22 protein-coding genes are annotated in these 25,516 nt (G+C 61.3%); 8 read left to right on the forward strand and 14 right to left on the reverse strand.

The window, feature by feature from the left end; translation table 11 throughout:
* The first annotated feature begins 34 nt into the window (after nucleotides 1–34).
* A complete protein-coding gene (aptA, locus tag C9E81_RS12755; protein ID WP_122112732.1) occupies nucleotides 35–1,357 on the forward strand; it encodes an omega-aminotransferase AptA in 1,323 nt (440 codons plus the stop codon).
* 295 nt (nucleotides 1,358–1,652) lie between these two features.
* Here the strand turns inward: aptA and C9E81_RS12760 are convergent, their stop codons facing one another.
* The 11 genes from C9E81_RS12760 to coxB all read right to left on the reverse strand — a co-directional run bounded on the left by C9E81_RS12760 (nucleotide 1,653) and on the right by coxB (nucleotide 12,261).
* Complete coding sequence (locus C9E81_RS12760) at nucleotides 1,653–3,299, reverse strand: FMN-binding glutamate synthase family protein (RefSeq protein WP_208021166.1); 1,647 nt, start codon at nucleotides 3,297–3,299, stop codon at nucleotides 1,653–1,655.
* 67 nt (nucleotides 3,300–3,366) lie between these two features.
* Entirely contained in the window at nucleotides 3,367–4,776 is a 1,410-nt protein-coding gene (locus C9E81_RS12765; protein WP_122112733.1) for an FAD-binding oxidoreductase, read from the reverse strand.
* A gap of 29 nt (nucleotides 4,777–4,805) precedes the next feature.
* The gene (locus tag C9E81_RS12770) at nucleotides 4,806–5,387 is read right to left on the reverse strand and encodes a GNAT family N-acetyltransferase (protein ID WP_122112734.1); all 582 of its coding nucleotides are present in this window, start codon (nucleotides 5,385–5,387) and stop codon (nucleotides 4,806–4,808) included.
* A complete protein-coding gene (locus tag C9E81_RS12775) occupies nucleotides 5,387–6,661 on the reverse strand; it encodes a M16 family metallopeptidase (protein WP_279432713.1) in 1,275 nt (424 codons plus the stop codon). Before C9E81_RS12775 ends, C9E81_RS12770 begins: the two co-directional genes overlap by 1 nt.
* Complete coding sequence (gene thrC, locus C9E81_RS12780) at nucleotides 6,658–8,040, reverse strand: threonine synthase (RefSeq protein WP_122112735.1); 1,383 nt, start codon at nucleotides 8,038–8,040, stop codon at nucleotides 6,658–6,660. Before thrC ends, C9E81_RS12775 begins: the two co-directional genes overlap by 4 nt.
* A 10-nt stretch (nucleotides 8,041–8,050) precedes the next feature.
* Entirely contained in the window at nucleotides 8,051–8,722 is a 672-nt protein-coding gene (locus C9E81_RS12785; RefSeq protein ID WP_122112736.1) for an SURF1 family protein, read from the reverse strand.
* Nucleotides 8,723–8,812: 90 nt separating this feature from the next.
* A complete protein-coding gene (locus C9E81_RS12790; RefSeq protein ID WP_122112737.1) occupies nucleotides 8,813–9,613 on the reverse strand; it encodes a cytochrome c oxidase subunit 3 in 801 nt (266 codons plus the stop codon).
* Nucleotides 9,614–9,639: 26 nt separating this feature from the next.
* On the reverse strand, nucleotides 9,640–10,203 hold the full coding sequence (locus C9E81_RS12795; RefSeq protein ID WP_122112738.1) for a cytochrome c oxidase assembly protein: 564 nt from the start codon (nucleotides 10,201–10,203) through the stop codon (nucleotides 9,640–9,642).
* Nucleotides 10,200–10,415 carry a hypothetical protein gene (locus C9E81_RS12800; protein ID WP_122112859.1) on the reverse strand — a complete coding sequence of 72 codons (216 nt, stop codon included), beginning with the start codon at nucleotides 10,413–10,415 and terminating at the stop codon, nucleotides 10,200–10,202. The genes C9E81_RS12795 and C9E81_RS12800 overlap by 4 nt, the downstream gene beginning before the upstream one ends.
* A 2-nt stretch (nucleotides 10,416–10,417) precedes the next feature.
* A complete protein-coding gene (gene cyoE / locus C9E81_RS12805; protein ID WP_122112739.1) occupies nucleotides 10,418–11,332 on the reverse strand; it encodes a heme o synthase in 915 nt (304 codons plus the stop codon).
* A 26-nt stretch (nucleotides 11,333–11,358) separates the two neighbouring features.
* Nucleotides 11,359–12,261 carry a cytochrome c oxidase subunit II gene (gene coxB / locus C9E81_RS12810; protein WP_122112740.1) on the reverse strand — a complete coding sequence of 301 codons (903 nt, stop codon included), beginning with the start codon at nucleotides 12,259–12,261 and terminating at the stop codon, nucleotides 11,359–11,361.
* Nucleotides 12,262–12,461: 200 nt separating this feature from the next.
* Here coxB and tldD point away from each other — a divergent pair, with 200 nt between their 5' ends.
* The 7 genes from tldD to C9E81_RS12845 all read left to right on the forward strand — a co-directional run bounded on the left by tldD (nucleotide 12,462) and on the right by C9E81_RS12845 (nucleotide 23,037).
* Complete coding sequence (gene tldD / locus C9E81_RS12815; RefSeq protein WP_122112741.1) at nucleotides 12,462–13,883, forward strand: metalloprotease TldD; 1,422 nt, start codon at nucleotides 12,462–12,464, stop codon at nucleotides 13,881–13,883.
* Between the two features lie 87 nt (nucleotides 13,884–13,970).
* On the forward strand, nucleotides 13,971–15,140 hold the full coding sequence (dprA, locus tag C9E81_RS12820; RefSeq protein ID WP_122112742.1) for a DNA-processing protein DprA: 1,170 nt from the start codon (nucleotides 13,971–13,973) through the stop codon (nucleotides 15,138–15,140).
* A 72-nt stretch (nucleotides 15,141–15,212) separates the two neighbouring features.
* Entirely contained in the window at nucleotides 15,213–15,596 is a 384-nt protein-coding gene (locus C9E81_RS12825) for a VOC family protein (protein ID WP_122112743.1), read from the forward strand.
* 85 nt (nucleotides 15,597–15,681) lie between these two features.
* Entirely contained in the window at nucleotides 15,682–18,351 is a 2,670-nt protein-coding gene (gene topA, locus C9E81_RS12830; protein WP_122112744.1) for a type I DNA topoisomerase, read from the forward strand.
* Nucleotides 18,352–18,637: 286 nt separating this feature from the next.
* Nucleotides 18,638–20,785 carry an HAD family hydrolase gene (locus tag C9E81_RS12835; protein ID WP_147457594.1) on the forward strand — a complete coding sequence of 716 codons (2,148 nt, stop codon included), beginning with the start codon at nucleotides 18,638–18,640 and terminating at the stop codon, nucleotides 20,783–20,785.
* Nucleotides 20,782–22,362 (forward strand): glycosyltransferase, encoded by a 1,581-nt coding sequence (locus tag C9E81_RS12840; protein WP_122112746.1) that lies wholly within the window; start codon nucleotides 20,782–20,784, stop codon nucleotides 22,360–22,362. The genes C9E81_RS12835 and C9E81_RS12840 overlap by 4 nt, the downstream gene beginning before the upstream one ends.
* Before the next feature lie 51 nt (nucleotides 22,363–22,413).
* Nucleotides 22,414–23,037, forward strand: a complete 624-nt coding sequence (locus C9E81_RS12845; RefSeq protein WP_122112747.1) for a hypothetical protein — start codon at nucleotides 22,414–22,416, stop codon at nucleotides 23,035–23,037.
* Between the two features lie 130 nt (nucleotides 23,038–23,167).
* On the opposite strand, the gene C9E81_RS12850 is transcribed toward C9E81_RS12845, so the two are convergent.
* The 3 genes from C9E81_RS12850 to C9E81_RS12860 form a co-directional block, all read right to left on the reverse strand.
* Complete coding sequence (locus C9E81_RS12850; protein ID WP_122112748.1) at nucleotides 23,168–24,295, reverse strand: site-specific DNA-methyltransferase; 1,128 nt, start codon at nucleotides 24,293–24,295, stop codon at nucleotides 23,168–23,170.
* A gap of 91 nt (nucleotides 24,296–24,386) precedes the next feature.
* A complete protein-coding gene (locus C9E81_RS12855) occupies nucleotides 24,387–25,019 on the reverse strand; it encodes a ribonuclease HII (RefSeq protein ID WP_122112749.1) in 633 nt (210 codons plus the stop codon).
* A complete protein-coding gene (locus tag C9E81_RS12860) occupies nucleotides 25,016–25,495 on the reverse strand; it encodes an ureidoglycolate lyase (RefSeq protein WP_122112750.1) in 480 nt (159 codons plus the stop codon). Before C9E81_RS12860 ends, C9E81_RS12855 begins: the two co-directional genes overlap by 4 nt.
* Nucleotides 25,496–25,516: the final 21 nt, after the last annotated feature.

Here is a 25,516-nt window from a genome sequence, read left to right on the forward strand (position 1 = left end):
ATCATCGAACCCGCGTTCCATCACGGAGACATCGATGAACCGCCCGCTTGCTCCCAACGATACCAGCAGCTTCTGGATGCCCTTCACGCCCAACCGGGATTTCGCCAGCGACCCGCGGCTGATCACGGCTGCGGACGGGATGTATTACACCAGCCATGACGGGCGGCAAATCATGGATGCCACGGCGGGACTGTGGTGCGTGAATGCCGGTCACAACGCCCCGCGTATTGTCGAGGCCGTGCAAAAGCAGGTGGCAACGCTGGATTACGCGCCGCATTTCAATTTCGGCACGCCGCAAGCCTACGAGCTCTCGTCAAGACTGGCCAGCATGTTCCCCGACGGGATGGATCATGTCTTCTTTACCAACTCCGGTTCGGAGTCCGTCGATACGGCGCTGAAGATCGCCCTGCATTACCACCGGATGCGCGGCGACGCCGCCCGCACCCGATTGATCGGGCGCGAGCGTGGCTATCACGGGGTAGGCTTCGGCGGCATCTCGGTCGGTGGTATCGTCAAGAACCGGATGCATTTCGGAACCATGCTGACCGGCGTGGATCATATCCGTCATACCCATGACCCGGAACGGAACGCCTTTTCGCGCGGCTGTCCCGAACATGGCGCGGAACTGGCCGATGACCTGATCCGCATTGCCGAGTTGCATGATCCCTCGACCATCGCCGCCGTCATCGTCGAACCGATGGCCGGCTCAACCGGTGTGCTGCTGCCTCCCAAGGGCTATTTGCAGCGGCTGCGCGAGATCTGCGACCGCTATGGCATCCTCTTGATCTTCGACGAGGTGATTACCGCCTATGGCCGCCTTGGCCGCGCCAGCGCTTCGGAATATTTCGGGGTGAAGCCCGACATCATCACGACTGCCAAGGGGCTGACCAATGGCGTCATCCCGATGGGCGCGGTCATCGTGGACAGCAGGATCTATAACTCGGCGATGGGAAATGCCGATGCACCGATCGAACTGTTCCACGGCTATACCTACTCGGCCCATCCAATCGCCGTCGCGGCGGCGCTGGCTTCGCTTGATACCTATCGCGAGGAGGATCTGTTCGCCCGTGCCGATGGTCTTGCGAAACGGTGGGAGGATGCCGTGCATGGCCTCAAGGGGCTGCCGCATGTCAAGGATTTGCGCAATCTTGGCCTCGTCGGCGCGATCGAACTGGAATCGCGCCCTGGCGCCCCCGGCGCACGAGCAACCGAGGCGATGAAAGAGGCCTGGCGGCAGGGTCTGATGATCCGTGTTACCGGGGACACCATCGCCATGTCGCCGCCGCTGATCATCACCGAGGCCGAAATCGAAACCCTGTTCTCGAAGCTTGCCGGCATCCTGAAGGGAATCGACTGACACGGTTATCCGTCGCCGTGCCGTTGCTCGCGCAAGCGAGGATTTTCGGCGGACCATCGGTGGCGGAAAGCATTTCGATTTGCGGGCGGTATTGAGTGGGGCCAATCATCGGGTTCTGGCCGGGATCAGACCTCTGTTCCCGAAGCTTGACAGTTTTGCCGTGCTTTTCAGGAACGCGACTGAAGCCCGGCAAAGCGCGGCTGCCGGTCGATGACCGTGCCGTTCCTCGATAACGACCGCGCGCTGCATGAGTTCGGCCGGATATGGCTTGCTTACCGCAAACCCATCACAGGTGTCACCCGTTCTCCTTCGGCACCATGGCAAAGCTGTCGATCTGCGCTCTGTCCCAATATTTTGCAAAGGCGGGATGCCGCACCTCTCCGGATAAAAGCTCTCCCGGCTTCAGCCAGTCATACAGGCTGGCCGCCGACCTGACCTCGCGCGGACTGGTGCGGATCATCAGGTGGTGGGGTGTGAACTCGTCGGGATGCCGCAGCCCCGAACTCTCACAGGCCTCCTTCAGCGCATGCATGGTTCCCGCATGGAACCGCGCAGCCCGTGCGGCCTTGTCAGGAACCACCAGCGCCCGATAACGGTCGCTGTCCTGGGTGGTGATGCCGGTCGGGCATTTGCCGGTATGACAGGCCTGCGCCTGAATGCAACCGATGGCAAACATGAAGCCTCGCGCCATGTTCACACCGTCCGCTCCCAATGCAGAGATCCGGCAGATATCAAATGCGGTAATGATCTTGGCAGAGGCGATCAGTTTGATCCGATCCCTGATATCAAGCCCAACCAATGTGTTATGAACAAGCATCAACCCTTCGCGCAGCGGTGCGCCCTTGTGGTCTGCGAACTCGACCGGAGCCGCACCGGTGCCGCCCTCGCCACCATCGACGGTGATGAAATCGGGCGTGATCCCCGTCTCGCGAAAGGCCTTGGCCATGGCGAACCATTCCCACGGATGCCCCACGCAAAGCTTGATCCCCACCGGCTTGCCGCCCGACAGGTCGCGCAACTGGCGGATGAACCCGCATAATCCTCTCGGCGTAGAGAAAACCGAATGCGAGGACGGGCTTATGCAATCCTCGCCCACGGGAATCCCCCGCGCCTCGGCGATGGGCTCTGTCACTTTCGGCCCCGGAAGGATGCCGCCATGACCGGGCTTGGCACCCTGGCTCAGCTTGATCTCGATCATCTTCACCGCATGATCTGCGGCGATCTCGGCAAACCGTTCGGGATTGAAACTGCCATCGGGATGGCGGCAGCCGAAATAGCCAGAGCCGATCTGCCAGACCAGATCGCCGCCCATCCTGTGGAAGCGCGAGATGGAACCTTCGCCCGTGGTATGGGCGAATCCGCCCGCCTTGGCCGCCCGGTTCAGCGCCTCGATCGCGTTGGGCGACAGCGCACCATAGGACATGCCCGAGATATTCACCACCGAACTGTCATAGGGTTGCTTGCAATCCGGACCTCCGATGCGAATACGGAAATCCTGGCTGCCCAGATGTGTTGTCGCCACTGAATGGTTCAGCCATTCGTAGCCGTCGCCATAGACATCGCACAGCGTGCCAAAGGGCCGCACACCCTCGATACCCTTCGCCCGACGATAAACAACGGCACGCTGTTCGCGCGAAAAAGGGGTTTCGTCGTGATCGTTCTCGACGAAATATTGCCGGATCTCGGGGCGGAAATGCTCGAGCAGATAACGCATTCTCGATGCAAGTGGGTAGTTTCGCATCAAGGCATGGCTGGTCTGGTTCAGGTCGTAGATCCCGATACAGGTGCCCGTCAGTCCCAGCAGGATCAGCAAAACACCCAGAACCGGTGCAATCCCGATCAGGGCAAACCCCAGGGGCATCATCAGAATGACGATAATGAAAGGCAGGTAACGTTCATAATACCGAGCGCGTTCGACCGCGCTCGTGAATTTCAATCGCATGGTCTCCTCCCGTTTATTGGCCGAGCATGACTCAAGCCTAGGCGGAGATTAAGAAAAAAACGGTGTGTTATGTGGGCATAGGTAAAATTGCTCCCGGATTCATGATACCCGCAGGATCCAATGCCTGCTTGATCGCCCGCATCGCGGCCAGCCGCGCGGGATCGCCCCAACGTGCCAGATCGCCGGTTTTCAGGCGGCCGACGCCATGTTCAGCCGAGAACGAGCCCCCCCGCGTCACGACCATCTCGTGGATGCGTCCGGACAGTTCCCGGCGGAGATCGTCGTATTCGTCACGATGCCGTCCTCTTGCGGGAAACAGGTTGTAATGCAGATTGCCATCACCCAGATGGCCAAAACAGTTGATCCGCATATCCCCCATCGATGCCAGTATCGCCCCTGCATCGCGGATGAACCCGGCAATCTCGGACAATGGCAGGCTGATATCATGGCTGGCAATGGCTCCGACAGCGCGATTGGCCTCGGGAATATGTTCGCGCATGCTCCAGAACTCTGCCGCCTGCTGCCCCGATTGAGCGATCACCCCGTCGCTGACCAGCCCGGCCTCTGCACCGGCGACGAACAGGCCCTCCAGCGCCGCATCGGCTGCCAGGCCTGCGGGAAGCCCCACCTCGACCAGCACCATCCATTCGGGGCGCGGATCGAGGGGTTGCCGGACCTGCGGGAAATGATCGGCCAGAAAGTCCAGCCCTTCCCCGGCGATCAGTTCGAATGCCGTCACGCCGCCTGCCATGCGGGCTTGCGCCAGAGACAGCAATTGCAATGCCGCTTCGGGGCTTTCCACCACCAGCATGGCAACCCCGGTCTCTGCCGGAACCGGGGCCAGCGCCAGCGAGGCGGCCGTGATCACCCCGAGGGTTCCTTCTGCCCCGATCAACAGGTCGCGCAGGTCGTAACCGGTATTGTCCTTTCGCAACCTTTTGAGATCATGCATGATTTCTCCGGAAGGCAAAACAGCCTCCACACCAAGGCACAATGCCCGCGCGTTTCCATAACGCAACACGTTGACACCGCCCGCATTGGTCGAGAGCACCCCGCCGATCTGCGCCGTCCCCTGCGCCGCAAGCGAAAGTGGAAACTGCCGCCCTACCCCGGCCGCCGCATCACGTGCCTGCTGCAGGGTCGCACCGGCTTCGGCCAGCATCACGCCCTCATCGGCATAAAGCCCACGGATCGCCGTCATTCGCTCCAGCGACAAAACAAGCGGTGCGGGCCCTTCGGGCATTATCTGTCCGCCGACAAGCCCTGTTCCACCGCCGCGCGGCACGACAGGCACCCGCATCTCCGCACAGGCGCGCACCACCGCCGCCGCCTCTTCGACATCACGCGGCGCAGCGACCAACCCGGCCTGTCCGAAATAGCGCCCCCTCGGTTCTTCAAGATAGGCGGGCGAAACCTCGCGCAGCACACCCTTTGGCAGGCGCGCGGCCAGGCTTTCATCGGCGGGGTTCAGGGTCATTGCTGCTTCTCCTTCCAGTTCCCGGCACGTCAACGCGCCTCGCTGCGCCCTCGCCGGTCACTCCGCAGGTTGGCGTAGAGCACGTGATTTCGCCAGCGTCCGTTGATCTGCAAATAGCTTTGCGCGACGCCTTCATATTTGAAGCCCGACCGCTCCAGCACTCCCCGTGAAGCGGCATTTTCCGGCAAGCAGGCAGCCTCGATCCGGGACAGGTCCAGCGTGGTGAAGGCGTGATGCACCAGCGCCCCGATCGCCTCGCGCATATAACCCTGACGCGCAAAGGGTTTGCCGATCCAATAGCCGATGGTCCCGGTCTGTGCGGGACCACGGCGAATATTGTCCAGCGTGATCGCCCCCAACAGCACCCCGTCACGGCGCAACAGGAACAGTGGCAGGGCTGTGCCCCCCTTGCTGGCACGTGCGGCCCAGTAGACGCGGTTGGTAAAGCTCTTGCGCGTCAGGTGGTCCGGGGACCAGACCGGCTCCCACGGGGTCAGGAAATCGCGGCTCTCGATGCGCAGCGCAGACCAGGCATTGAAATCCGAATGGGCGGGAAGCCGCAACACGATCCGCTCGGTTTCCAGCCGGACGGGGCGTCGCCGCAGGAACATCAGGCGGCAAGCCGTTCTGCCAGCGCCTCGCGCGAGGGCGCCTGATCGACGGGACCGTAAAGCGCAAGCGCCGGGCGCGACTGACCGATCAGCCGCTCGGCATGGGCACGGACATCGGCAAGGCTGACCGAGGCGATCCGCTCGGCCACCTCGGCGGGGTCCATCACCCTGCCCCAGATGGCCAGGACCCGCGCGATCCGCTCGGCCTGCGCCGAAGGGCTTTCCAGTCCCATCAGCAGCCCCGCGCGCAGTTGCGCCTTGGCGCGGGCCACCTCGGCCTCCGAGATGTCTCCGGCGGCCCGCCTGATCTCGTCGATGGTGAGATTGGCCAGATCGGCGATATCCTCGCTCCCGGTTCCGGCATAAATCGTCATCATGCCGGTATCGTCATGGAAGCCCGACTGCGCGAAGATCGTATAGCACAGCCCGTGTTCTTCCCGGATTTTCTGGAACAGGCGCGAGGACATGCCACCACCAAGCGCCGCCGAGAATATCTGCGCCGCATAGAAATCCGGCGCAAGATATCCCGGCCCTTCCAGCGCCAGGGCAAAATGAGCCTGCTCCAGTTTCTTGATCCGCCGCATCTCGCGCCCCTGCCAGACGGCGCCTTCACGCGGGGCTTGCAGGATCGGGGCCAGATGACCGAAAGCCGCCTCGGCCAGCCGGACCATGCGGTCGTGATCCACGGCCCCCGCCGCCGCCACGATCATCTGGCCAGGGCCGTAATTCTCGGCAACGAACCCGGCCAGATCGGTGCGGCCAAAGCGGCTGACCCGCTCGGCCGGGCCAAGGATCGGGCGGCCGATGGCCTGATCGGGATAGGCGGCCTCTTGCAGCCAATCGAAGATCACGTCGTCGGGCGTGTCCAGAGACTGCCCGATTTCCTGCAGGATCACGCCACGCTCGACCTCGATCTCCCGCTCATCGAAAACCGGATTCAGTACGATATCCGAGATCACGTCGAAGGCCAGATCGACGTCATCCTCAAGCACCCGCACATAATAGGCAGTCGCATCGCGCGAGGTATAGGCGTTGATGAAGCCGCCCACATCCTCGATCGCCTCGGCGATCTGCAAGGCGCTGCGGGTTCTGGTGCCCTTGAAGGCCATATGCTCCAGGAAATGGGCGACACCGTTCTGTTCGACCCGCTCGTTCCGTCCGCCCGCGCTGACCCATATGCCAAGAGCCGTGGAGTGCAGCCCCGGCATCTCGCGTGTCGCGATACGTAATCCGTTGGGCAGGGTGGTCAGGCGCAGGTGGGGGTCGGTGGTCAATTCGTTCTCCGTTCCAGGATCAGTGATTTCAGCGCGTTTACATCATTTTCAACGCGAGTCACAGTTTCGGGCAGATCAAACAGGTTCGCCATGTGCGAGGGCAGTTCCGGCCGGACACCCACCGCCTGCTCGACCGCGTCAGGGAACTTCGCCGGATGCGCGGTTGCCAGGGTTACCATCGGCACGCCCGGCTCGATATTCTGCCGCGCAACCGCCGCCCCGACGGCACTGTGCGGGCACAGGATCTCGCCCGTCTCCTCGCGGATAGTGTGGATCATCGCCAGCGTCTCGTCCTCGGACACCCGGCCCGAGCCGTAGAGTTCGCGCAGCGCCTGCAAGGCGCCCTGGCTGATCGTGAAGCCGCCCGATTTCAGCTCTTCCATGATCTGCCGGATGGCCCCGGCATCCTTGCCATAGGCCAGATACAGTGCCCGCTCGAAATTCGAACTGACCTGGATATCCATCGAGGGCGAGATCGAAGGCTCGACCGTGCCGATCCGGTATTCACCGGTGGTCAAGGCCCGGTGCAGGATGTCGTTCTGGTTCGTCGCCACGATCAGCCGGCGAATCGGCAGCCCCATCTCGCGGGCGAAGGACCCCGCCAGGATGTCACCGAAATTGCCGGTCGGGACGGTGAAATCCAGCTCGCGATGCGGCGCGCCAAGGCTGACCGCCGCAGTAAAGTAATAGACGACCTGCGCGACCACACGCGCCCAGTTGATGCTGTTCACGCCCGCCAGCCCGACAGAATCGCGGAAGTCGTGGTCGTTGAACAGATCCTTCAGCCGCGCCTGACAATCGTCGAAATGCCCGGCAACGGCCAGCGCATGGACATTGGCGGCGTCCGGCGTGGTCATCTGCCTGCGCTGCACCTCGCTGACCCGGCCATGCGGGAACATGATGAACACGTCGACATTGCCGATGCCCCGGAACGCCTCGATTGCGGCCGAGCCGGTATCGCCCGAGGTGGCGCCGACGATGGTGATCCGCTGCCCCGACCGCTTCAGCGCGATCTCGAAGAGCTGCGCGATCAGTTGCATCGCGAAATCCTTGAAGGCCAGCGTCGGGCCATGGAACAGCTCCAGCAGGTGATGGCCGGGGGCGAGCTGTTTAAGCGGTGCGCGGGCAGCATGGGCAATCCGGGCATAGGCGCGGTCAATCGCGCCGCGCAGTTCATCCTCGGCAAAGCAGTCGCCTGTATAGGGGCGGATGACGCGATAGGCGACCTCTTCATAAGGCAGCCCCTCCAGCGCGGCGATATCGTCCATGACCGGCACGGTTTCGGGCAGATACAGCCCGCCGTCGCGCGCCAGCCCCGACAGCATCGCCTGTTCAAAGTTCAATACCGGGGCCTCTCCCCGCGTCGAGACGTAACGCATCACCAATCCTTCAATATGTCCGCTGCCTGATACGCCAGATCAGCGCGGCTGTCATCCCTGCCCAGACAACGGCAATCATGAACCATTGCATGGCATAGGACAGGTGGTTGTTCGGGATCCCCTCGATGGCGACAGGAATGGGTTCGACCCCCTGTGCATCGCCCTCGACGGAACTGGCCACGACAAGGATGGGCCGGGTCTTCAGCGCATCGGCCATGGCGGGAACGTCGCGGGCGAACCAGATATTCTCGTCAAGATTGGGTGCCGGGGTCGAGCCGTTTTTCTCGTCTGGCCAATGCAGGTTGCCGCGAATGGTCAGCCGGACCGGACCGCGCTCGACCTGACGTGCCTCTTGCGGAACGAAACCGCGGTCAACCATGATCTCCCGCCCGTCATTGGTGATGAAGCGCGAGACGATCTGGTAACCGCCGCCCTGCTCCTTGGTGTGGGACAGCAGGTCGATCTCATCGCCCGTCGTGGTGCCGCTGACCGTGACCGGCATGTATTTCATTGATGGATCGATCTTCGCCGGCAAGGGCACTGCCGGCGCGTCTATCTGCGCCTGGATCTCGGCCAGCATCTCCTCTTTCCATTCCAGCCGCTGCAATTGCCAGATGCCAAGGCCGACCAGAATGGCGCAACCGATCACGCCAAGGATCAGTGGAAAGAGATAGCGGCGCATGGGAGATGGAAAGCCTTCGATGCAGATAAAACCCAAATGAAAACGCGCGGGGATTCGACCCCGCGCGTCAAGCTATTACCGGTGGGGAGATCAGCTGCCCCAGATATAGATCACGGCAAACAGGAACAGCCAGACCACGTCGACGAAGTGCCAATACCAGGCGGCGGCCTCGAAGCCGACATGTTGCTCTTGCGTCATCTGCCCTTTCTTGAAGCGGAGAAGGCAGACCAGCAGGAAGATCGTGCCGATGATGACATGCAGACCATGAAAGCCCGTGGCCAGGAAGAACGCGCCGGCATAGGCGGTATCGGCCAGGCCGAACTGCGCATGGCTGTATTCATAAGCCTGCAACACGGTGAAGAATGCGCCGAGCACGACCGCAACGATCAGGCCGTTGATGGTGGTCTTGCGGTCCCCCTCATGCACCCAGGCATGGTGCGCCCATGTCACGGCGACCCCCGACAGCAGCAGGATCAGCGTGTTGATGAAGGGCAGATGCCAGGGATCGAAGGTCACGATTCCTTCGGGCGGCCAGACGCCATCCTTGAGCGGGCTTTCCGGTCCCATCGGATACATCGCGTTCTTGATGAAATTCCAGAACCAGGCGACGAAGAACATCACCTCGGAAATGATGAACAGGATGAACCCGTATTGCAGCCCGATGCGGACAACCGGAGTATGATCGCCGGTCTCGCCCTCGCGGATCACATCGGCCCACCAGCTATACATGACATAGAGAACGCCGACGAAGCCGATCAGGAACATCCAGGGGCCGTGATCCTGCATCCACATGACGGCGCCAAACAGCATGATGAAGGCCGAAACCGCACCGATGAAGGGCCAGATGGAGGGCGGAAGAATATGATAATCGTGGTTCTTTGCGTGCGCCATATGTGAGTCCCCGTCGGCTCCTCAGATCAGTTGACGTTATTCGCCGGGACCGCGTCAAGCGCGGCCTGCTTCGGCTCGGTCCGGTGGAAGGTGTAGGACAGGGTAATGTCCCGCACCCAGCTTGCATCCCGATCTTCCAGAAGTTCGGGATCGACATAGAAATTGACCGGCATCTCGACCCGTTCGCCGGGTTTCAGAGTCTGCTCGGTAAAGCAGAAGCACTGGATCTTGCTGAAGTAATATCCCGCCACCTCCGGCGCGACATTATAACTGGCGGTGCCGGTGATCGTCTCGTCGGTATTGTTGACGGCCTCGTAATAGGCCATCGCGTTCTCGCCGATCCGGACATCCATCTTGGTCTGCATGGGGCGGAAGGTCCATCCCAGTTCCTCGTCCACATTGGCGTCGAAACGGACCCGGACGACCTCTTCCAGCACTTCGTCGGGAGCGGCATCTGAAACCTGCGTCGTGCCGGCAAAGCCGGTGACTCTGCAGAACCAGTTATAGAAAGGCACGGCAGCCCAGGCCAGTGCCCCCATGGTCAGCACGACACCGACCAGTCCCAGGGCTGTACGGGATTCCCGGCTCATTCGCCCACCTCCCGCCCGGCCGGGACTGCTTCTTCCCGCGGCGTGAGCGAAACGCGCGGCTGGTGATCATAGGCTTCCATCAGATCGCCTTGCCGGACCTTCACCACCGTCAGGCCAAAGACCAGTGCTGCAAAGCCGACCAGCACCAGCCCTAACCCCACATTGCGCGAATGGCGGCGGCGGTGCAGCTCGTGCTCAGTTTGTATCGGCATCATCATGTTCCCACCCAATGTTGAACCAGAAGCGCAAGGAAATGCAGGAACAGGTAATAAAGCGACAGCTTGAAGACCCGTTTCTCGGTAGCGTAACCATCGGCGATGGCGCTGTCCTCGTTCCGGCGCATGACGCGCCAACCACCAAGGATAAAGAGCGCATTCAGCAGGACGGCTACGGCAAGATAGATCGGCCCGCCGATAGAGGTCAGCCCCAGCCAGATCGCGAAGGGTGCCAAAACCAGTGTATAGCCGAATATGTGGCGGCGCGTGACGGCACGTCCATGGGTCACCGTCAGCATCGGCACGCCGGCCTTGTGGTAATCCTCTTTCATGAACAGCGCGAGCGCCCAGAAATGCGGCGGTGTCCAGAAAAAGATCAATGCGAACATCAGCAGGGATTCGATACTGATGCCACCGGTCGCGCAGGCCCAACCGATCATCGGCGGGAAGGCACCCGCGGCGCCGCCGATGACGATATTCTGTGGCGTCCAGCGCTTCAGCCATATCGTGTAAATCACCACGTAGAAGAAGATCGTGAAGGCGAGGAACCCGGCGGCGAACCAGTTCGCGGCCAGCCCCAGCATCATCACCGCAATGATCGCAAGGCCAAGCCCCAGTCCCAAAGCCTCGCCACCCGAGACGCGGCCAGACGGGATCGGGCGGCCCTGCGTGCGGCGCATTACCGCGTCGATATCGGCGTCATACCACATGTTCAACGCGCCGGACGCCCCGCCACCCAGGGCGATGAACAAAACCGAGCAAAACACAACGAAGGGATGCACAGCAACCGGCGCCACCCACAGCCCGACGAAGGCCGTGAACACCACCAGCGACATCACCCGGGGTTTCAGCAAGGCGACGTAATCGCGAAACTCCGCCTCCGGGGCACCTTCATATGCGTGGGTATCTATCATTCCTGCGCGTATCTATGTCTGAAGGATCAGTTGGCCGCGGCCAGTTCGACCCCTGAGTCGGACTCCAGCAGGGCGGCCTGCTGCTCTTCGCTCAGTGTGCCCCCCTGCTCCTCGACCCAGGCGATGTATTTTTCAGGCGAAACGGCCTTAACGACGATCGGCATGTATGCGTGGTTGATGCCGCACAGTTCACTGCACTGACCGAAGTAGACCCCTTCCTGTTCGACATTGAACCAAAGCTGCGCGATCCGGCCCGGGACACCGTCCTGCTTGACGGCAAAGGCGGGAACCGTCCAGCTATGGATCACGTCATTGGCGGTCACCTGCACCAGCACGGTCTTGCCGACCGGGACGACGACCTCGGTATCGGTGGCAAGCAGGTATTCATCCTCGCTATAGCCGTTCTCGGCCAGCTCTTCCTTGGTCAACATGATCGAATCGAAGCTAAGCCCGCTCTCGGGATATTCGTAGGACCAGTACCACTGGTTGCCGATGGCCTTGACCACCACGTCCGGATTCGGTGGCATCTCCTGGCTGCGGAACAGGGCCGGCAGCGAGAAGGCGCCGATCACGACCAGCACTAGCACCGGCACCAATGTCCAGACGATCTCGACCGGGGTGTTATGAGTGAACTTGGCGGGAACCGGGTTCGAGCGGCTGTTGTAGCGAAAGATTACGATCAGCAGCAGAGCGCAGACGAAAATGGTGATCAGGGTAATGATGATCAGAACGAAATGATCCAGCCACTGCTGATCGCGCGCCAGTTCGGTCACGGCAGGCTGAAAGCCCATCCCCTTTGCAACCGGCTTGCCGATCACCGGCAGCTCGCCCAGTACATCCTGTGCCAGAGCCGTTCCGGCCAACATCCCCGCCCCTGCGAGTCCCATAGCCGCTTCTGCTGCACGCCGAATCAACGCTTTTGCCATCATTCCATCCCGTCGCGTTTGGTGAGGCCAAAATGGCCGCAAGGGCCGCACGAGGCCGCCCCTTTCCCTTTCACATAGTCCGTTCTATGACCATATCTGGACCTCTCGGGCAAGTGATACATGAGAATTAGAAATGAATTTCGGGGGCCATGCGTCCCGAAAACCCATCGCCGCACAGCCTGCGCCAACGGAGCCGGCCAACCATGACTCGTAACCGTTTCGACCCTTTCGCCCAGCATCTGGACCGCGAGATCGCCCTTGGCATCCTGCGCGACGCCGTTGCGGGGGCCGATGATGGCGAGCTGTTCCTGGAGCGGAGCACCGCCGAAACGCTGGTGTTCGATGACGGACGGCTGCGCAATTCGGGCTATACCGCCAGCCGGGGTTTCGGCCTGCGCGCCGTGCGCGGAGAGGTGACGGGCTATGCCCATTCCACCGAAATCAATGAAAAATCACTGCGCCGCGCGGCCGAGACGGCGCGCCTGGCTGTCGGCGCGGGCGGGGGAATCCTCGCCGATCCCGCGCCAATGGAAGCGTGCGGGCTTTATGCCGCGATCGATCCCGCCGATGGCATTCCGATCGCCCGCCGGATCGAGCTTTTGCGCCAGATCGACGATTACGCCCGCACACGGGATCCACGGGTGGTGCAGGTGACGGTCTCGATCGCATCCTCCTTGCAAGAGGTGGCGATCCTGCGTCCCGAAGGCGGGCTGGTCACCGATATCCGCCCGATGGCGCGACTGAATGTCGCAGTCATTGTCGAGAACAACGACCGCCGCGAATCCGGCAGCTTTGGCGGTGGCGGCCGCGTCTCGCTCGACGGGCTGATGGAGCCCTCGCACTGGCAGGCCGCCGTAGACGAGGCGTTGCGCATTTCGCTGGTCAACCTGCGCTCGGTTCCCGCACCGGCAGGAGTAATGGATGTCGTCCTCGGCCCCGGCTGGCCCGGCATCCTTCTGCACGAGGCGGTCGGGCACGGACTGGAAGGGGATTTCAACCGAAAGAAGGCTTCGGCCTTCGCCGGGCTGATGGGGCAGCGGGTCGCCGCGCCCGGAGTGACCGTTGTCGATGACGGCACCATTCCCGACCGCCGCGGCAGTCTCAGCGTGGATGATGAGGGCACGCTCCCGGCACACAATGTCCTGATCGAGGACGGGATACTCGTGGGTTACATGCAGGATCGCCAGAATGCCCGGTTGATGGGTGTATCTCCGACCGGCAATGGCCGTCGCGAAAGCTATGCCCACGCGCCGATGCCGCGCATGACCAATACCTATATGCCCGGAGGCGACGCCGATCCCGCCGCGATCCTTTCGGATCTGAAGGCCGGCATTTATGCCGTGGGCTTTGGCGGCGGGCAGGTCGATATCACCAACGGCAAGTTCGTGTTTTCCTGCACCGAAGCCTATCGCGTCAAGAACGGCGTGGTCGGGGATCCGATTCGTGGCGCCACGCTGATCGGGGATGGCGCAACAGCGCTGCAACATGTCCGGGCGATCGGTAACGACATGGCGCTTGATCCGGGCATCGGAAATTGCGGCAAGCAGGGCCAATGGGTTCCGGTCGGCGTCGGTCAGCCCACGCTGATGATCGGCGGCCTGACGGTCGGCGGCTCGGCCAACTGAAGATTTCTTGCGATCGGTCCTGCCGCGATAACGATCTGTTAAGCCCTCTCGGGTTATGCCTGTCTCAGGATGAGGTAGAGGCAGGCTATGGATACCGGGTTCGTTTCTTTCGGTTCACCGTCCCCCCCAAGAGCCGGAAAAGATGATGATCTTGCCTATCTCCGCCTCATCCGCTCGCGCCGGGTCGGACCGGCAACGTTCCACCGGCTGATGGATGAATATGGCAGCGCCACCGCCGCGCTGGAGGCTCTGCCGGAAATCGCGGCAGCGGCAGGGGTCGCGGATTACGTTCCTTGCCACGAGGCCGCAGCAGTTGCCGAGATACTTGCCGGGCGCAAGGCTGGCGCAAAGCTGATCCGTCACGATTCGCCGCTCTATCCGCCTGCACTGCGCCAGATCGAGGCTGCGCCACCAATCCTGTGGGTGCGCGGCAATCCCGCCTGGCTGAAACATAGCCCGATCGCGGTGATCGGCGCACGCAACGCCTCTTCACTGGGAATACGCATGGCCCGCGGAATGGCTGCCGGGTTGGGCGGAGTGGGGCATACCGTCGTCGCCGGGCTTGCGCGCGGGATAGATGCCGCAGCACATCAGGCGGCGCTTCCAACCGGAACCGTCGCGGTTCTGGCAGGCGGGGTGGATATCGTGTACCCGTCCGTGAATGCCGGATTGGCCGGTGAGATTGCCGAAAAAGGCGCTCTGGTTACCGAGCAGCCTCCGGGAATGGCGCCGGCGGCGCGGCACTTCCCGGCTCGGAACCGGATCATTTCGGGACTGTCGCGGGCAGTCGTGGTCATCGAGGCTGCGCATCGCTCGGGCTCGCTGATCACGGCAAAATGCGCCCTGGATCAGGGGCGCGAGGTCATGGCGATTCCCGGTCATCCGATGGATGCCCGTGCAGCGGGCTGCAATCAGCTTATCCGTGACGGCGCGCAACTGGCGCGCAGCGCCGCTGATGTTACCGAGGCGTTGAGGGCGAATGCCTCCACCGATGCCAAGGAACTGGCCGACACATACTGCCCAGTCACCGAAACCGCCGATCCCCCCATGCCCGGTCCCGTGAATGCGCCCGGTCATGACGATCCCGTTGCATTGGAAGCCCGGCTTCTTTCACGGCTGTCACCCAGCCCGACCGGGGAAAATGAGCTGATCCGGGATCTCGGGCTTCCCGCCTCGACTGTCAACGCCACGATCCAGGCACTGGAATTGCAGGGCAGGGTGGCACGGCTGGCAGGTGGGCGGATCGCATTGCTCTGACGGCAGGAGTTGACCGGCCCTCGATGATCGGGGATTGCTGAGGCAATTTTTCGACTACCCCGGATTACCGCAATGATTAATGTCACCGCGCTCGACCATCTCGTTCTGACTGTTGCCGACCCGAGGCGCACAGCCGAGTTCTATGAGGCTCTCCTGGGAATGGAATTGCACCGGTTCGGCGAGAACCGTCTGGCCCTGCATTTCGGTCAGCAGAAGATCAACCTCCACCGCGCAGGCCACGAATTCGAGCCCAAGGCACGCAGCCCCCTGCCCGGCTCGGCCGATCTGTGCTTCCTGGTGGAAGGAACCGCCCGTGACAGCGCGGCAAAGCTGATCGAAGCAGGTGTCACGATCGAAGACGGCCCGGTCCCGCGAACCGGCGCCACCGGGCCCATCATGTCGCTCTATTTGCGTGACCCGGACGGCAACCTGATCGAACTGGCGCATCGCTCCTGAAGTCCTGCCGCTGACCGCCAGCCGTTGACAGTGCCGCTCCGGCCACCCATGTTGCCGCCCCATTGAAGTCCGTTCCGAGGTCCATATGCCCGTCGTCGTCGTCGAATCCCCGGCCAAGGCCAAAACCATCGAGAAATATCTCGGCGGTGACTATCGCGTGCTGGCCAGTTTCGGCCATGTCCGCGACTTGCCGCCCAAGGATGGCAGCGTCGATCCCGAACAGGATTTCGCGATGAAATGGGAGGTCGCCTCCGACAGCAAGAAGCATCTCAAGGCGATCAGGGACGCGCTCAAGGAAGACGACAGCCTGATCCTCGCCACCGACCCCGACCGCGAGGGAGAGGCGATCAGCTGGCATCTGCTCGAGGCGCTGCAAACCTCGCTGAAGGGCGGCAAGGATGTCAGCCGCGTGACTTTCAACGCCATCACCAAGGCCGCCATCACCGAGGCGATGAAGCAGCCCCGCGAAATCGACCAGGCCCTGGTTGATGCCTATCTGGCCCGGCGTGCGCTGGATTACCTGGTCGGCTTCAATCTCTCGCCGGTCCTGTGGCGCAAGCTGCCCGGCGCCAAATCGGCGGGCCGGGTGCAATCGGTCTGCCTGCGCCTGATCGTCGATCGCGAGATGGAGATCGAGGCATTCAAGGCGCGCGAATACTGGTCCGTCCATGCCCGGCTGGCGACACCCGCCGGAGCAGAATACGACGCGCAACTGGTGTCGCTGGCCGGTTCCAAACTGGAACGTTTCGATCTGCCCGACGCCGAGAAAGCCGCGATGGCCGTCAGCGCCGTCGCCTCCCGCGATCTCAGCGTGACCGGTGTCACCGCCAAGCCCGCCAGCCGCAACCCCTGGCCGCCTTTCATGACCTCGACCCTGCAGCAAGAGGCCAGCCGCAAGCTGGGCCTTGGGGCAAAGGCCTGCATGTCGGCGGCGCAACGGCTGTATGAGGCCGGGCTGATCACCTATATGCGGACCGACGGCATCGACATGGCTCCGGAGGCAGTGATGGCCGCCCGCGACGCGATCAAGGCGAAGTTCGGCGAGAAATACCTGCCGAAATCGCCGCGCATGTACAAGAACAAGGCCAAGAACGCGCAGGAAGCCCATGAATGCATCCGCCCCACCGACATGATGCTGTCCCCGGACAAGCTGAAGGTCTCGGCCGAGGATCAGCGCAAGCTTTACGACCTGATCTGGAAGCGCACCATTGCCAGCCAGATGGAAGCCGCACGGATGGAGCGCACGACGGTCGAGATCGCCAGCCCCGACGGTCAGGTCGGGCTGCGCGCCACCGGTCAGGTGATGCTCTTCGACGGTTTCCTCAAGGTTTACGATCAGGGCCGCGACGATGACGAGGGCGAGGACAGCGCCCGCCTGCCCGCCATTGCCGAGGGTGAGGTGGCCAAGCTGGTCGCCAAGGCATTCGATCCGGAATTCGCCAGGGCGAAGGAAAAGACCGACCCCGTCCCCGAGGCTCCGGCGGGTCAGCGCGCCGCCCCCGGCTTGCTGACGGATGAGGCGGCCTCGACCGCCGCACGCCAGCATTTCACCCAGCCCCCGCCCCGCTACACCGAGGCCACGCTGGTCAAGCGCATGGAGGAACTGGGCATCGGCCGGCCTTCGACCTATGCCAGCATCGTCACCACGATCCAGGACCGCGAATATGTCCGTAAGGACAAGAACCGCCTCATCCCCGAGGACAAGGGCCGGTTGGTAACGACCTTCCTGGTCAAGTATTTCCCGCGTTATGTCAGCTATGATTTCACCGCCGACATGGAGAACGAGCTGGACGAGATCAGCGCCGGCGACCGGATGTGGCGCGATGTGCTGGGACGGTTCTGGAAGGATTTCACCAAGGCGCTGGAAGGCACCTCTGATCTGCGCATCGGCGAGGTGCTGGAGGCAATCGACGATGCGCTGGCACCGCATCTTTATCCTCCCCGTGCCGATGGCGGCGACCCGCGCGAATGCCCGCTTTGCGGCGCTGGCCGGCTGAACCTCAAGACCGCGCGCTCGGGTGGCGCCTTCATCGGCTGCTCGAACTATCCGGAATGCCGCTATACCCGCCCGCTTTCGGCCCCGGACGGTGAGGAGCCGGTCGGCGACCGGATGCTGGGCCATGACGGTGGCGACGAGATCAGCCTGAAAACCGGCCGCTTCGGCCCCTATGTCCAGCGCGGCAAGGCAACCGAGGAGGTGCCGAAACCGCCGCGCGCCTCTATCCCCAAGGGATGGGATCCGGCCGCTATCGATCTTGAAAAGGCGCTGCAACTCCTGTCTCTACCTCGCCCCGTCGGCCCGCATCCAGATGATGGCGAGTTGATCGAGGCGGGCATCGGGCGCTATGGCCCCTATGTGAAGCATGGCCGCAAATACGCCAACCTGCCCGAGGTGGACGAGGTTTTCACCATCGGCATGAATCGTGCGGTCGAGGTTCTGGCCGCCAAGCAGACCCGCGGGCGCGTGGCCGCCGCGCCGCTCAAGGAGCTTGGCGATCATCCGGATGGCGGATCTATCCAGGTGATGAGCGGGCGCTATGGCCCCTATGTCAAATGGGAGAAGATCAACGCGACCCTGCCCCGTGACCTTTCGCCCGAGGACATCAGCAAGGAGCAGGCTCTGGAACTGATCGCCGCCAAGGCCGCGAAATCGCCCAGGAAGGCCACGAGGAAGACAGCCGGCAAGAGCACCGGCAAGACTGCAGCCAAGAAACCGGCGGCAAAGAAGGCCACTGGTAGTAAAACGGCCGGGTAAGGCCGCAACCATGCGGTCGCGGACCTGTGCAGGCAGAGATTTTTCGGCCGTGCCCATCGGGGGCGGCTTGCAATAGACGGCCCTCGCCTGCGTCCGGCACGCTGGTCCACGACTCCTGAAGCGTTTCAGGTTTCCGGGCCCATCCTTATAGGCGCCGGGTGAAACGGGCGTAAGATCGCCGTGATATAGTTGGGGAGGTTGCATCATACGACTTCCGCAACCTAATAAGCATGTTCATTGAGCCCGAATCTTGCCGAGTCTGCCTTTATCTTTAACGGAACCCATGATGCTTTCATCTCAAGTGCGGCGAATCGTGAGCAGTCTCGCCCCTGAACGAACGGCCTACGCAATTGCCAAGCGAAAATACGGGCATCTCAAGCTTGATCACAACAATTTCAGTCACCCCGATCAGATCCGTGCTTTGCTTGGTGGATATGAACTGATCAGCTTTGATCTGTTCGACACACTGGTCTGGCGTGAAATGGCGCTTAACGATGTGCAGCGCAAAACTGCCGAGTTTGCCGAGCATCACATCCCCGGAGATCATGGCCCCCTGCCATCAGGCCTTCTGCTGCATGCGCGCCGCCGCCATCAGAACGAGGTCAAGCGCATGTCGATGGCCTCGAAACAGAATTATCGCAACGAAGTTGATTTGGCCGAGGTGTTTGATGGCGCATTGTCGCCCTATATCTCTGATACCACGCGCCGCGCCCGGGCCGTAGAAGCGGCGATTGCCTTCGAGATCGAGACAGAGCATCGGGTTCTCACCGTGGATCCCGCAATGCGGGAGTTGCTGATCGATTTGCGGGCCCACGGAAAAACCGTGATCCTGACATCGGACATGTATTTCTCGGAGCGCTGGCTCAAGGCGCTGCTCGACAGGCTCGGGTTGCTTGACCTGTTCGATCATGTATTCGTTTCCGCGACCGTCGGCGTGACCAAGCATAGTGGTCTGCTGTTTCAGCATGTCGATGCGACACTGAATTCGGCGGGGCTGCGCCGCATCCACCTTGGCGACAATTGGAATAACGATGTAGTCCAGCCCCGCAAACATGGCTGGGACGCCTTGCATTATCTCAATACCGAAAATGAGATGCGCAAGGACCGGCTGGAACGGCTGAGCCGCATTGGCATCCATAAGCGCGATACCGCCGCAAAAGAGCTGATCCGGCAGGTTCAGACCAATGATAGTTCCGAAGCCGTCATCCGGCTTATATCAGCAGGCTTCCTCAGTTTTGCTCGGCAAGTGCTGTCGACCGCGATGCTAGGTCACTATGACCGCATCCTGTTTCTGACGCGAGATGGCACGATCTTCCACCATATCCTCCGGCAGATGATCGAGAATACGGGCGCGCAAAACAGCCTGGATCTTCCGGAAATGGGGGAACTCGCCTTCAGCCGCCGGGCCGGCGTTCTGCTGACCATGCCTGATCCGAATAGCCCTGCATGGCCCGACTACATCAGGCACAATGTCGGCTGGCTGCGCGGCGAATTTGCCTCGCTTGGTGCAATCATGCGTAGTTTCGCGCTGCACCCGGATGAGCTTGAGGGCATGCGGGGGAACGACCGCGAGGTGGATGCATGTCTCGATGCGGACGGGCGAAGCCATGTCGACTTTCACCGCCTGCTCGATGAACCCGCTCTTTTCAAACCGCTCGCTGCAGCCATGAAAGCCAAGCAGCAGCGGGTGGCGGATTACCTTGACCAGCAAGGTCTGTTCGAACCGACGCAACGCATATTGCTGGTGGATATCGGCTATTCGGGAACAGTGCTGAAAGCATTCTCGGAGCATATGTATCGCCTTGCGGCCAAGGGTCAGAAGGTTGAAACATGTCTGGCCATGATGATGTTCGCCGCAAACCGTTTCTTTGGCGACAATCTGGGGCAAATGCACCCTCGTGCGATCATGCTGGATCCGGTAATGATCAGCCAGAAGCATTGGCGGCAGCGAGCCGCCGCGTTCAATTTCGCGTGGCTCGAACCCTTTGCCGTAGACCGAAGCCGCGGCAGCTTGCGCGATTTCCAACCCGATGAGGGTGGCCGCTTGCAGCCGGTGTTCGCAAAAGACACCAAGGAAAACGGTTCCGTCACCCGCGCCCGGATACTGGAAATGACCCGTAAGGCCGAAGCCCTGTTGCGCCTTTCGCCTATGACGGCACGCGATGCGGACGCGGCAATCGGACGAGCAATCACCGTAAGCTTCGCCGCGCCCCGCCGCAAGACATTGCATGCGATTGACAGTCTTACCCATCAGGCCGGACTCAGCGATATCGTCGAGCACAAGCTGGTCCGCGAGGTGCGCCCATGGCGCCTGCGAAGTGATCTCCTGCGCTGTTTGCATGAGGATCGCTGGATTCAAGGCAGCATGGCCGCTAGTGGACTTGGCTGGCTCAACCCCGTTCTTAATCGATTGCTAGGCATCATAACCCGATGAAGATTCTGTTCTACAACTGGGCGCAACTTGACAGCCCCGTCATGGCTGGCGGCGGCGTCACATTGTATCTCCGCAACGTGATTGAAGAGCTGCTGACTCGCGAGGGGATCGAGATCTACTTCCTGTCCTCCGGTCATCGATACAACTTCTTCAACCGAAAGCCCCGGATCGAAGAGACATCCAATGTTTATGACAATCCGCGCCTGAAAACATTCACATTGCTCAACTCACCGGTGAAGGCTCCCGCACATGACGCGTTCTATGCGGTCGACCGTTGGTTGCGCGACGACGTGACCATGCGGCTCGTGCGGGATTTCATCCATGAGCATGGTCCATTCGACGCTGTGCATATTCACAACCTCGAAGGACTCGGCTCGAACGTTCTGGCGCTGCCAAAGAACGATAAGCTGCGCCGTATTTTCTATACGTTTCACAACTACATGCCTGTCTGCCCGCAGATCGAGCTGCTCTATGACAACCGGCTGCCCTGTGCCGATTACCACGCAGGCGAACGCTGTGTCGGCTGTCTCTCGCATGATCGCAGGATGCAGGACCTGATCGCATTCGAGCGGGTTGGCGGAACGCTCAAGGGCTATGGCCTTGCCGGGCATCCGATCGGCGGGTTCCTGTTCGACAGCTATGCAGGCATCAGGTCGTTCATACGTGCGGCACGCAACTTGTTCAACGACATCCGCCATGGCCTGCATACCCGCTTTCGTCATTGGCACCTTCGTCCGAAGACAAGTGTCGGCGGCAAATCATCCTGGAGACCCGGCCCGCACACCAGGACGCCTACACCTCTACCGCCCCGGCAACGCATACTGGACGGCCTTGCCTATCGCCAGTGGCGGGAAGGCAACGGTCGAATGCTGCAGCAGAACGTTGACGGATTATTCGCCGTGTCGGATCTTTGCGGTGCGACGGTCAAGCGCTTCCTCCCGCCAGGAACCGAGGTTGAAACGCTGCTTTTGCCGATCGATATCGAGGTCTCCGCAGCGGAGCGCCAGGCCTTCCGCGCTCAGCGTAAAGAGACCGACGGGATCACGTTATCCTTCATCGGCTATAACATCCCCTCGAAGGGCCTCCCCTTCCTCATCGACGCACTGTCTGGAATAGACGATCCGTTTTACCGCGAACATGTCGATCTGCTGATCGTGGCACGGCTTAGCCCGCATCGCGAACGCCAGCTTGCCCAGCTTGAAACCCGTTTCCGGAACGTGCGAGTTATCGCCAGCTACGCGCGCAACCAACTGGTGCCGCTTTCGCAGATGATCGATCTGAACATCGTTCCATCGATCTGGTGGGAAACCTTCAACCAGGTCACGGTCGAGCTCGCCCGGCTTGGTGTGCCTTCGCTGGTGTCGGATCACGTGGGTGCGAAGCAAACGTTAACCCGCCCCGAGGATTTCGTCTTCGAGGCCGGAAACGCCGAGCACTTCCGTGCCAAACTCGACCGCTTGGTACGAAACCGCGTCTTGCGCGAAAGTTTCTTTGAGGAAGAGCTGAAAATGCCCAGTGTTGCCGAGCATGTCGACTTGTTGATCTCGCATTATTCTGGGAAATCAACTATTTCATAGCATTCCAAAACTGCTAATATCGTTCCAATACTCTTTGGCAAGGCAGCAAATATGAACGAAAGCAAACCGAAACGCGAATCCGCCATTATCGTCAAGAACCGTCCACTGACGAATGGTCCGAGAACCTATATTGTTTTCGGGGTTATGCGTGGGGGCACCACCATGGTTGCCGGTGTCATGCGCGCACTCGGTCTTTTCTTGGGTAACAATGTGGATGAGAACAACCAGGAGTTCACCGAGTTCAATAGTAGCGATCTGGATCAGAAAAGGAAAATAATCACGGCCAATAACGAAGCCCATGAGGTTTGGGGTTGGAAGGATCCCAACGCCGCCGACTACGTCGATCGCGTCTGGCCAGAGCTTAGAAACCCGCATTTCATCTGCGTCTTCCGGGATAGTGTGGCTAACGGGCAAGGACTGAATCGCTGGCATCCTTTTGGTCAGATTCAGGCTATGCAGGAAAGCCTGTTGCGTCAGCAGAAAAATCTCAATCTATTGGCACTGCGCAACGTCCCATCCATCCTGATTTCTTACGAAAAGGCCGAACGGCACAAGGGTTTATTCCTGGAAGAATTTTCCTCCTTGCTTGGAATCGCACCTGATCATTCCAAGTTCAATTTCGAAGGTTTCATGCAGGCAAGCTCCTACAAAAGGATCGAGGATTTCCGCCTTTAGGTGATATTCTCAAAATCCCTGCTTTCTTCCCTTCCCGTCAACAAAAAGGCCCCGCCAATCAGACATGGCGGGGCAAGGCGGTTCCAGCCGCGTTTTTGGCGGCGGAACTGCGGCGAAACTGTCGTGAAACTCAGTTGGGGCGGGAAACCTCACCTTCCATCTCGGCGCGGATCTGCTGGCGCAGGATGTCGATGGGGATCATCTTGCCTTCGCGCCGGAAATGCCAATAGGTCCAGCCATTGCAGGAGGGCGCGCCTTCCAGCGCCGCGCCGACCTGGTGAATCGAACCCTTGACGTCATTTCCGATCAGGCTGCCATCGGCACGCACCTTGGCCTTGTGGCGGTTGCCGATCGAGAAAAGCTCTTCGCCCGGGCGCAGCATGCCGCGTTCGATCACCTGACCGAACGGCACGCGCGGCTCGGCCCGCTTGGCCTTGGTGGTGGCCAGCGCCTCGGCATCGAAGCGGCGGATACGGGAGAGGCGTTTTTCGGCAACCTCGCGATAAGCCGCCTCGCGCTCGATGCCGATGAAATCGCGGCCCAGCATCTTGGCCACCGCGCCGGTCGTGCCGGTGCCGAAGAACGGGTCCAGCACAACGTCGCCGGGATTGGTCGAGCCGACCAGGACGCGGTGCAGCAATGCCTCGGGCTTCTGGGTCGGGTGGGCCTTGTCGCCATTGCCATCCTTCAGCCGCTCTCCGCCATTGCAGATCGGGATCACCCAATCCGAGCGCATCTGCACCCCCTCGTTCAGCGATTTCAGCGCCTCGTAGTTGAAGGTATATTTCGAGGCATCGGATTTGGTCGCCCAGATCATCGTCTCGTGCGCATTGGTCAGGCGCTTGCCGCGGAAATTCGGCATCGGATTGGATTTGCGCCAGATCACGTCGTTCATGATCCAGAAACCCTGGTTCTGTAGCTCGGCCCCGACCCTGAAGATATTGTGGTAACTGCCGATCACCCAGATAGCCCCGTCGGGCTTCAACAGGCGGCGGGCGGCAGCCAGCCAGTCGCGGGTGAACTTGTCATAGGCGGCAAAACCCGCGAACTGGTCCCATTCGTCATCGACGGCATCGACCTTGGAATTGTCGGGACGCAGAAGATCGCCGCGAAGCTGCAGATTATATGGCGGATCGGCAAAGATCAGGTCAACGCTGTCTTCGGGCAGCGAATTCATGATCTCTATGCAGTCACCCGCCAGAATTTGGTTCAGCGGAAGGGGCCGCGCGGCAGCCGCACGTTTTTCTTTGATCTTCATCATCTCGAGCCTCTGGGTTGCCGGATTGGTCCGGTCTGGTATGGCTCCTAAGATGATTCAGACACGATTCGCCGTCAATTTCTTTTTTGAATCAATTACTTGCTGTTTTATCTTTACACAAGATATTGTGGACGGGCCTGAAGGAACGTCTATGATGAGGGGTCACCCCAAGATCTAGAAGCGCCTGTTTATGGGCCGGAGTCGGATAGCCTGCATTCACCTCCCACCCGTAGCCTGGATGTTGTTGCGCCAAATCCACCATGATGCGATCGCGCAACAGTTTGGCCACGATCGAGGCCGCGGCGATGCTCAGGCAACGGGCATCGCCCTTGACCACTGCCTCCGCGGGAACGGCCAGATCACGGGGAATGCGATTGCCATCGATCAAGGCATGATCGGGCCTGTTGCGTAGCCCGGCCACAGCCCTGCACATCGCCAGATGCGATGCGTGATAGATGTTCAGCCGGTCGATTTCTTCGACGCCGATATGGGCGACCGACCAATCGCAATGGGCCATTACCCATTCCGCAAGCGTTTCGCGCCGCGCCGGAGTCAGCTTCTTGGAATCGTTCAACCCATCGGGAATGCTGCCCGGCTCCAGCACCACCGCAGCCGCAGTAACCGGACCGGCCAGGGGCCCACGACCAACCTCGTCCACGCCGGCGACATGGCGGGCGCCGCGTGCCAGAGCGGCCTGCTCAAAGCTGAAATCCGGCAAGCTCATGCGGTAATGGTAACGGCGGGAATCCGGACCTCTTCAAGGTTCACGCCGTCGCCTTCCCTGTCCACGACCAGGAAATCGGCAGCGCGGTCCAGCGGGGTCAGCACGCCATGCCAGACCCCTGCCCGCAAGTTGACGCCCATCCCGGCAGGCACTAGGAAGGCGCGAGGCGTCCCGGGACGCCCCCCTTCGTCCGGTGCAACAACCGACAGCCAGGCATCCGGTCCCAACGGCATGAAAGCCTGAGAGCCCAGCGGGTGACGCTCCAGCATCGGGCATTCATAGGGCAGGCTGACCGGTTCGGAACGGAAGATCGAGATGATCGCCTCGCCCCCGCCACGCTCGACCGTGGCAAGCGCGTGATGGCGTTCGCAGCGCCCCTCGTTGATCAGCTTGTCGGGGCTCGCCTTCGGGGTCAGCAATTCGCCATAGGGGGCAAATGCTTCGGCGGTAATCGGCACGGCCTTGATCGTGGTCATCTATGGGTTCCTCCTGCCAAA

Source organism: Paracoccus alkanivorans, from assembly GCF_003697785.1.
Lineage (GTDB): Bacteria > Pseudomonadota > Alphaproteobacteria > Rhodobacterales > Rhodobacteraceae > Paracoccus > Paracoccus alkanivorans.